9 protein-coding genes are annotated in these 9329 nt (G+C 65.5%); 7 read left to right on the forward strand and 2 right to left on the reverse strand.

Translation table 11 applies throughout. The features are described 5' to 3' along the window. Positions 1–109: 109 nt before the first annotated feature. The 7 genes from AC1DRE_RS21795 to AC1DRE_RS21825 all read left to right on the forward strand — a co-directional run bounded on the left by AC1DRE_RS21795 (position 110) and on the right by AC1DRE_RS21825 (position 6930). A complete protein-coding gene (locus AC1DRE_RS21795; RefSeq protein ID WP_364125484.1) occupies positions 110–1462 on the forward strand; it encodes an NAD(P)H-dependent oxidoreductase in 1353 nt (450 codons plus the stop codon). Further along, on the forward strand, positions 1459–2724 hold the full coding sequence (locus AC1DRE_RS21800) for an ABC transporter substrate-binding protein (RefSeq protein ID WP_476986583.1): 1266 nt from the start codon (positions 1459–1461) through the stop codon (positions 2722–2724). Before AC1DRE_RS21795 ends, AC1DRE_RS21800 begins: the two co-directional genes overlap by 4 nt. Before the next feature lie 26 nt (positions 2725–2750). Then, positions 2751–3698: a carbohydrate ABC transporter permease gene (locus AC1DRE_RS21805; RefSeq protein WP_476986584.1), complete on the forward strand. Its 948-nt coding sequence runs from the start codon at positions 2751–2753 to the stop codon at positions 3696–3698. 4 nt (positions 3699–3702) lie between these two features. Then, positions 3703–4596 (forward strand): carbohydrate ABC transporter permease, encoded by an 894-nt coding sequence (locus AC1DRE_RS21810; RefSeq protein ID WP_476986585.1) that lies wholly within the window; start codon positions 3703–3705, stop codon positions 4594–4596. Positions 4597–4598: 2 nt separating this feature from the next. Next, on the forward strand, positions 4599–5795 hold the full coding sequence (locus tag AC1DRE_RS21815) for an ABC transporter ATP-binding protein (RefSeq protein WP_476986586.1): 1197 nt from the start codon (positions 4599–4601) through the stop codon (positions 5793–5795). An 81-nt stretch (positions 5796–5876) separates the two neighbouring features. Further along, entirely contained in the window at positions 5877–6188 is a 312-nt protein-coding gene (locus AC1DRE_RS21820) for a putative quinol monooxygenase (RefSeq protein WP_364125470.1), read from the forward strand. 217 nt (positions 6189–6405) lie between these two features. Then, positions 6406–6930: a flavodoxin domain-containing protein gene (locus AC1DRE_RS21825; RefSeq protein ID WP_476986587.1), complete on the forward strand. Its 525-nt coding sequence runs from the start codon at positions 6406–6408 to the stop codon at positions 6928–6930. A gap of 6 nt (positions 6931–6936) precedes the next feature. Here AC1DRE_RS21825 and AC1DRE_RS21830 read toward each other — a convergent pair whose 3' ends face one another. Together AC1DRE_RS21830 and AC1DRE_RS21835 are read right to left on the reverse strand one after the other, a co-directional pair. Further along, complete coding sequence (locus tag AC1DRE_RS21830) at positions 6937–7731, reverse strand: hypothetical protein (protein WP_476986588.1); 795 nt, start codon at positions 7729–7731, stop codon at positions 6937–6939. Positions 7732–7822: 91 nt separating this feature from the next. Further along, complete coding sequence (locus tag AC1DRE_RS21835) at positions 7823–9277, reverse strand: HNH endonuclease signature motif containing protein (protein ID WP_476986593.1); 1455 nt, start codon at positions 9275–9277, stop codon at positions 7823–7825. Between the last annotated feature and the right edge of the window lie 52 nt (positions 9278–9329).

Genomic DNA, 9329 nt, shown 5'->3' on the forward strand with positions numbered 1-9329 from the left:
ACACCCCAGCCAGCCACCTGAGCGTCCCTTCACCGCAACGCTCCGGCGGACCCGATGCTTTCCGGCGGCCATCCACACGGGATGGAACCGCACCCCTTGAAAGGTAGTTATGAACCTGCACAAACTTCTCACCGAACGCGAGGCCGAAGGCGCCCCGATCCGCGTGGGGCTGATCGGCGCCGGACGGTTCGGCACGATGTACCTGGCTCAGGCCCGCAACATCCCCGGCATCCACGTCGTGGCCATCGCCGACATCAACGCTGAACGTGCCAAGGGCGCACTGAAGCTGGTCGAGTGGCCCGAGGAAGCCTTCGTGGAGGACATCGAGACTGCCATTGCTACGAGGGCCACCACCGTCGTGACTGATGCGTCCGTCCTGTTCGACGCCGACCTGGACGTCATCGTGGAGGCCACCGGCAACCCGATCGTCGGCATCAACCATGCCCTGCGCGCCATCGAAACCGGCAAACACATCATCATGGTCACCGTCGAGGCAGACGCCCTCGCCGGCCCGGCCCTGGCCAAGCGGGCCAAGGAAGCCGGCGTCGTCTATTCGCTGGCCTACGGTGACCAGCCGGCGCTGATCTGGGAACTCGTCGACTGGGCCCGCACGTCCGGCTTTGATGTGGTCTGCGCAGGCAAGGGTGCCAAGTACCTCTCGCACTACCACCAGATGAACCCGGACAACGTCTGGGAGAACTGGGAATTCTCCAAGGAACTGACGGACTCCGGCCAGCTCAACCCCTACATGCACACCTCCTTCCGTGACGGAACCAAAGCCGCCATTGAAATGGCCGCTGTGGCCAACGCGGCGGGCCTGCGCCCGTCGGATGAAGGACTGACGTTCACTCCCGGCGACGTGGAACAGATCGCCACGATCTGCCGCCCCGCCGCTGACGGCGGCGTGCTCAGCAACGCCGGAAGCGTCGATGTCATGTCCAGCGTGACCCGGGAAGGCGACTGGATCCCCCACAACACCCAGGAAGGCGTGTTCGTCGTCGTCAAGGCCACCAACAAGTACGTCTCCGGCTGCTTCCAGGAATACCCCTGGCACCCGGACCCCACCGGCCAGTACGCAGCCCTCTACCGCCCCTACCACTACGTAGGACTGGAGCTCAACGTCTCCATCGCCAACGCCGTGCTTCGCGGCGTGGCCACCGGCGCGCCGGAAGGCTTCCACGCCGACGTCGTCGCCTGCGCCAAGAAGGACCTGCACGCCGGGGAAATCCTCGACGGCGAGGGCGGCTTCACCGTCTGGGGCAAACTGATCTCCGCTGAAAAGTCGGTCCGGGACCGCGCCCTGCCTGTCGCCATGGCCCACCACGTCAAGCTCGTCAACGACGTGCCCGAGGGCGGCATCGTCGGGTGGGACGACGTCGAAATCGACACCTCCCTCGAAGAAGCCCTCAAGCTGCGGCGCGAGACGGAGGCTCTCGCCCTCGACGTGGTGCCCGCGACATGATCGACCGGCGAACGTTCCTGGGAGCAGCGGCAGCGAGCATGCTGCTGGCCGGCTGCGGTGCCAGCCCGGGAATCGACCCGAACCGGGCCGCATCGGCCGGGGGCACCTTGAAGTTCGGCAGCTGGCAGTGGCTCGAGCCGGGCCGCGGCGAGGCCATGTGGCAGGCGATCCAGGCCTACAAGGAAGCCAACCCATCCGCGAGCCTGGCCCAAAGCACCACACCGTTCCTTTCCTTCGCGGACAAGCTCAACACCGAACTCGGCGGCAAGGGCGGGCCCGACGTCTTCGTGGTTCAGGACGTCAACTTCTACCCGCTGGCCGACGCCGGCATCCTGGCCCCGCTCACGTCCGTCATCTCCTCGCACAAGGGCAGGCCGTTCAATCACACGAACGAGTCCGGCCTGGTCAACGGAGTGCAGTACGGGATCACCTGGGAGCGGCTGAACTGGAACTTCTTCTGGAACCGCAGCATCCTGGAGAAGGCCAACGTCACCCCGCCGGAAAACGTCGCCGAACTGATCGCGGCCGCTGCCCAGATCCGTTCCGCCACCGGACTGGACGGGTTCGGTGTCCGCCACCAGATGACGGAATTCGATTCCTGGTTCATGGACTTCGATGTGTGGACCTACGGGCACGGTGGATCCTGGTCGGACGGCTCACGCCCCACGATCGACTCCGCGGAGAACATCGCCGGCGTCGAGGCGTTCGGGGAAATCTACCGCTCCGGTGCGATGCCGATCGGTGACGACGCGTCAACGATGCGCACCAAATTCCGGGAGGGCCGCCTCGGCATGATGATCGACGTCTCCTCCACCGTCGCCGGCATCCTGCGGTCCTCCAAGACGCTGAAATCGGCCGATATCGGATACGCCCAGCGCATTCCGCTCCCCAAGCCGTCCGCGCACCAGGAGATCGTGCTGGCAGTCAACGGCTACAGCAAGAACAAGAACCTGGCCGTCGACTTTGTCGGCTGGGTGGGCTCCGACGCCGGCCAGGCAGCCCTCCGCAAGGCCATGGGCCCCTCCACCCTGGCCACCGACGTCGCGCTGGCCCCCGAGTATGCCGCAGCCAACCCGTGGGCGGAATCGTTCATCGACCTGGCCGCGGAATCGAGGAGCCCGCTCATCAAGGGTTACGAGGCCCAGACCAAGGCCATCATGCGGGAAGTCATGACGCAGGTGGAACGCTACCTCGTGGACGGCGGCGACGCTGCCAAGGCACTCGCCACCGCACAGATACAAGTAACTCAGCTGCTTGGCTGAGCAGACCTAGGCAAAGGATCCGGGCAATGTCGCTCCGAACTTCGATCTCCCCGCCCACCGTGGCGCAGCCTCCGATACAGGATGCGCCTTCCCGGCATCACATGTGGCAGAGGATTTCCCCGTACATCTACGTCGGCCCGGCCGTCGTTTACCTGATCATCTTTATGATCATTCCCGTGGTGCAGGGCGTCCAGCTCAGCTTCACCAAGACTCCGCTGGTCAAGCCCGACGGCGGAACCGGCATCGGGCTGGAAAACTACTCCCGGCTGCTCAGCAGTCCCCAGTTCTACAACTCGCTGGGCGCCACCATCCTGTACACGGCCGCGACGGTCATCTTCGCCGTCGCGATCGGGGCCGGCGCCGCCCTGCTCCTGAACCGAGCTTTCAAGGGACGCACCCTCGTCCGGGCCATCATCACCCTCCCCTGGGCCGTCCCCACGGTGGCCACCGCCCTGATCTTCAGCTGGATCTTCAACCGTTCCGACGGCGTCCTGAACGAAGTGGTCGGCGGGCTCGGCATCGGTCAGCAGGGCTGGCTGGTCGACCCGAAGTACGGCATGGCCGCCGTCGTCCTGACCTCGGTCTGGAAGGTCATGCCCCTCGTTATGCTCGTGGTCCTGGCCTCACTCCAGTCAATCCCGAGCGAACTCTACGAAGCCACCCGCATGGACGGTGCCGGAGCACTGGAAACCTTCAAGGCCGTCACCTGGCCGCACATCGCCCCCACCGTCAGGGTGGTCACGCTCCTCATGACGATCTGGTCCATCCGCCGTTTCGAGATCATCTACCTCCTGACCGGCGGCGGCCCCGTGGACAGCACCAACACCCTCGTCGTCAACGTCTACCGGCAGGCCTTCAGCAACCAGGAGCTGGGCCGCGCGGCAGCAATCGGCGCCCTCGGCCTGGTTCTGTCGCTGATGGTCACCGTTGTCTACTTCATGATGGAACGGCGCAACGCCGCCAAGGAGGCCTAGAACAATGACCACGAAAGAAGCACAACCAGCCCTCCGCACGGCCCCGCACAAGCGGCGGCTGAAGGCTCCGGGCACGCGGAACTTCAGCAAGCCCGCCCGCTACGTCATGCTGGCCGCCCTGGTCCTGTTCTCCGGGTTCCCGCTCTACTGGATGCTGAACACGGCCCTCAGCCAGGACTCCGAACTTTACGGCCAGGCCCAGGGCTGGTGGCCGCACTGGGAACGGCTCGCGGACCTCGGCGACGTCATCGGCAGCGTCCCCATCTTCAAATGGCTGACCAACTCCATGGTCATCGCCGGCGGAACCACGCTGCTCTCGCTCGTCTTCGCGGTGTTGGCCGGCTACGCGCTGTCGCGGTTCAAGTTCTACGGCAAGGGCGCGGCAGGGTTCCTGCTTTTCGCCACCCAGATGCTGCCCGAGGCGCTGCTGGTGGTCCCCATCTACGCACTGTTCGCATCGATGGGCCTCCTCAACGGTATGGGCGGCCTGATCCTCGCCAATGTCGCCTTTACGATGCCGGTGAGCGTGTGGATCATCAAGGGGGCCATCGATGCGATCCCTTACGAGATCGAAGAGGCCGCCGCGGTCGACGGGTGCCCCCGCGTCACCATCCTGTCGCTGGTCCTCACCCCGCTGATTCTGCCCAGCATCGCCGCGGCCGCCGTCATCAACTTCTTTGACGGATGGAACGAGTTCCTCCTGGCCAAGACGTTCATCGCCGAACGCGACCTCTGGCCCGCGTCCGTGGGCCTGGCCTCCTTCATCGGCCAGTACCTGACCTCCCTGAACTCCGTCATGGCCGCGGCCCTGCTGTTCACCCTCCCGGCGTTGATCTTTTTCCTCCTTGTCCAGCGTCGTATCGTCTCGGGCCTCACGGCCGGCTCAGTCAAAGGTTGATCATGGCAAAGCTCTCATTACGCAACATCAGCAAGCGCTTCGGGGACACCCAGGTCATCCACGACTTCAGCGCCGAGGTCGACGACGGCGAATTCCTCGTCCTGCTCGGCGCGTCGGGATCCGGAAAATCGACCCTGCTCCGCATCATTGCCGGGCTCACGGACGCCAGCGCAGGCGACGTCATCTTCGACAACCTCCGGGTGAACCGCCAAAGCCCGCGCGAACGCGACATCGCCTTCGTGTTCCAGTCCTACGCGCTCTATCCGCACCTGACAGTCCGCGAAAACATTGCCTTTCCCCTGGCGCTGGACAAGTTCAAGGCCTGGCACCACATCCCCGGCATCAGCACCTTCGCGCGCCGCATCTTCGGTTCGTCCAAGGACATCGTCAAGCAGGTCGCCGATGTCTCCTCCATGCTGGAACTGGACGACTACGCGAACCGCAAGCCCGGAGGGCTGTCCGGCGGCCAGCGCCAGCGTGTTGCCCTGGCTCGCGCCCTGATCCGCAACCCCTCAATGTTCCTGCTCGACGAGCCGCTGTCCAACCTCGACGCCAAGCTCCGCGCGGAACTCCGGGGAGAAATCGTCCGGCTGCACAGGCTGACGGGGAAGACCTTCGTCTACGTCACGCACGACCAGGTCGAGGCCATGACCATGGCCACCCAGATCGTCATTCTCCACAACGGCATCGTGCAGCAGCACGCCACACCGCAGGAGATCTACACGCGCCCCGCCAACACGTACGTGGCCCGGTTCATCGGCAGCCCGCCCATGAACCTCATGGCCGCGACGGTGACCGACGGGCAGCCCGTGCTCGGCGGGGTCCGGCTCCCGGAACCGGAAGGGCTCCAGCTCGCGGCCGGTACGGTGACCCTGGGCCTGCGGCCGGAACACCTCGCGGTCTCCGCCGACGTCGACGGGCCCGGCCTCGCCGGAACGGTCCGGAGAATCGAGGACCTCGGCGCGGACACACTGATCGGCGTCCAGCCCGACCCTGCCCTGGACCTGAAACTGTGGGAGCTCAACCAGGACGACCTCATCTGGATCCGTCAGACAGGACAGACCCGCCTGATGGCAGGAGATCCCTGCACGGTAAGCCTCGAGGCCCGCATGGCCAGCTACTTCGACAGCGAAACCGGCGCGAACCTGGCACCATCCGACCAGGTCTCAGACGCCGGAATGCTGCCCATGCGTGGCTAAACGGCGGCGCTTCCCAAGCCAGCCATACGCTGGCAGTTCAAACCAAGCCTCATCTCATCCCCACACAAGGAAAAGTCACCGATGACCATCATTGTCACCGCAGCATTCACCCCTAAGGACGGCACCTACGACCAGGTGGTCGCCGCACTCTCCCCCGCGATTGCGGAAGTGCACGAAGAGCCGGGCTGCCAGCTGTACGCGATCCATGAATCACCCAACGGGCAGATCATGATGATTGAAAAATGGGACAGCGCCGAGCTGCTCGACGCCCACGGCGCCGGCGATGCCGTCAAACGGCTCAACGCTTCGCTCGAGGGACTCCTGGCAGAACCCGTGGAGGTCACCCGCCTGGTGCCGATCCCCGCCGGGACCGCGCACCAGGGCGCACTCTAAGCAGTCCAAGCACTGGCGGACGACGGCGGGACTTCCCGCCGTCGTCCGTTTGCCTTGGTCCGTGTGCCGGCGGAAGGGGCACTGGCCGGCTCCTGTTCCGGGACGTTCGACCCTACGGCCGCATCCCCGCGCGTTGACAGACTGGTGTGAGGCAGTCCGTGGTTCATTCAGGCGAGGCCCTCTTCGCGCGCGGGCCGGCAGCACAAGGAGGCCAACCATGGCCAATATCTACCTTCCCTACGGGACCACCGAGGGTCAGACAGCCAAGATCGCCGAGTACATCTCGGACGTGGTGCGAGCACACGGACACAGCGCGGATGCGGCGGACATCAAGCAGGCCGGGGACACTATCCCAGACGGGTACGACGCCGTTATCGTCGGCGCGTCGGTCCACATGGGCAAACACGAAGACTACGTCCGGGACTTCGTGCGGAAGAACAGCGCCGCCTTGGAACGCCTTCCGTCCGCGCTCTTCTCCGTCAGCCTGGCCGCGCACGGGGACGCCGAAAACGCGGAGAGTTACGTCGAGAAGTTCGAGGCTGAAACGGGCTGGCGTCCGGCCCAAGTGGGACTCTTCGGAGGGGCACTCCTCTACACGCAGTACGGATTCCTCAAACGCCACGTGATGAAAAAGATCGCCAGCGACAAGGGCACCCTGGACACGGACACATCGCACGATTACGTGTACACGGAGTGGGACGGTGTCAGGCGGTTTGCTGAGGACTTTTTGAACAGGTTGTGAGTTGAGCTATTCCGGCAGGCGGCCGACGTCGTTGATGGGGCCGGTACGGCGCCGCCGCACCTGTTGGCCGGGCATTGACGATGGGTCTGACAGCGGGGTGTGTTCCCGGCGTCGTCCGGCCAGCTCGCTAAACCGGTCAACAGCCTGCTGGGCCGCCGCCTGCAACTCCGGATCCAGGGTTGCTGCCCGGGCATAATTGCCTACTGCGGTAAGGGCGTCGGTTAGCAGCCGGGCGGGAACTTCGCCGGCAGCGCCGCCGCCCTGCAGCAGTATGGCCTCGCGATCAGCCGCCAGCGTGTCAGCCATGGTGCCCACGGTGATGCGCTGCCACACGTCGGGGATACTCTCCACGCTCGCCAGCTTTTCGCGCAGCGGCCACGACGCGATGAATCGGACAACCCACGCCTTGTGCCGTTTTTTGTGCCGCCATTCCTGCCAGTGCGGGTAGAAGCTGAAGACGACGGCGAACGGTGCGATGATTCCCAGCACCACAAGCGCCCAGTCCGCTTCCCCCTGGTAGGGTCCTTCTGCCGCGTCTGCGTACACGCCGAGCATCACGCCTGCGGTAATGCACGCCAGGATCCACGTGACACCCAAGATGTCCCGGGTGCGCTTCTGTGATGTGGTGGCGTACTGGACGGGGGCTGGTTCGGAGACGATGTGGGCTTCGGCCGCGGTGAGCCCGGTGTTCAGGAGTTTGGATATCGGAGCACCCGGCAAACCGGATTGGTGCGGCACTTCCAGGTACACCGGCGGCAGTCGCTGCGTTTCGTGTGCAGGCACATTAGTCCCGTCGTCCATGTCTCCCCCGATAAGGCCGTCCGGATTGGACTCTTGAGTATAGGGCCCGCAACGGGCAGGACAGCGCAGTGTCGGTCCCGCGCCGTCGGTCCTACGCCGCGATGGATAGTGCCCAGTCAGGCAAGGGATCCACCGGTAATGGTGGCCCGGTCGCTCCCGGGCCGGTGGCACCGGCAAGTACGTCCGGGGGAAGTACGTCCGGCCAGTCGGGCGGTTCCCGTTCCGGGTCTTCACCCGCGTGGCCGGCGTGGTCCGGCCAGTGCGGTGGTTCCCAATCCTGTTGTTCGCTGGGATAGGAGCGTCCTGCGGGTGAGATCCAGCCGGGTGGCTGGTCCCGGGTGGCGTTAACCGGCCTCCACGCAGTGGTGTGTTTGAGTCTGTGGTGCCTCCGGCATGGCTGGCCCAGGTTGGTGATGCCGGTGCCGCCTCCCTCGGACCAGGCCAGCAGATGGTCCGCTTCATTGTCCAAGGAGTGGTTGTTGCAGCCGGGAAAGGGGCACCGGSCATCCCGAAGCCGCAACCATTGGCGCATCGCCTTTGGAACCCGGTAGCTGGTGCGTCCGATCTCCAACGGCGCTCCACTGCGCGGATCCGTCAGCACGCGCAGGAAGGATCCCGCACCATCCGCGACAAGCCGGCGGGCCATGCTCGGCGGAATTGGACCATACCCATCCAGCATGGCCGGTTCCGCCMCGGCGCCCAGGAGCGACAACACCGGAACGGTCACCAAGACCTGTGCCTTCGGCGACGGAACACCCTCGGCGACGCCGGCCAGCAGCCAGTCGGCGGCGACGTCCGCACGGAGCTGGGTCAGGGTCCGGGATTCGGCCGGCCCCTGCAGGGCACGCGCCGCTTCCGTGGCACGGGACCAAACACCAGCTGCCACATCCGCGGTCACGTAGGCCGAGAGCCAGGCCATGCCGTCCCGGTCCGGGACCAATTCCAGCCGACGGTCCTGCACGCCCTTGCGGTGGCGCGCTTCGAGGCTTACGGGATGGTGCCGCTCACGCCAGCTGCGCGCCTTGGCCCGGAACCTGCCCGGCACCAGTTCCCCCGCCGGGCAGCCCCGCGCAGCAAAGGGAGCTTCGGGGTCCAGAAAATGAGCCTCCAAGGCCGCAGCCGCGGCCGGGTCCAGACCGGATGTTTCATCACACATGACTCGCGCATGCTGCCACGAAATGCTCCCTGACCGCAGCGCAGACAGCGTCAGGGGCAACCGGGTGGTCAGGGTGGCTGACTCAGCCAGTAACGCCGCTGCCGATCTTTCGCTCACAGTCAGGGCACAGGCCACCTCTGCTGTCACTGCCATTTCCCGGGCGGTGCGCTCCTGCGGGGAAACGGCCGCTGCCGCCATGGCCGCGGCAGCGTGGGCGTATCCGTCGGCGAAGTGCACTTTCAGCGCAGCCATCATGGCTTCCATACTGCCCGCCGCAGTCATACCGTCCAGGCATGCGTCCGCTTCGTCCTGAAGAGGGTTGGGACTCGAAGCCACATTCCCGGCCCCGCGACGGGCACATGCAGCCAGAGCAACAAGGGAGGCCGCCATGGCCTCCAACGTCTCCGCAACTGCTTTGCCGTCCATACCCACAGCATGACAG

The organism is Arthrobacter sp. P4_H3 (genome assembly GCF_056400885.1).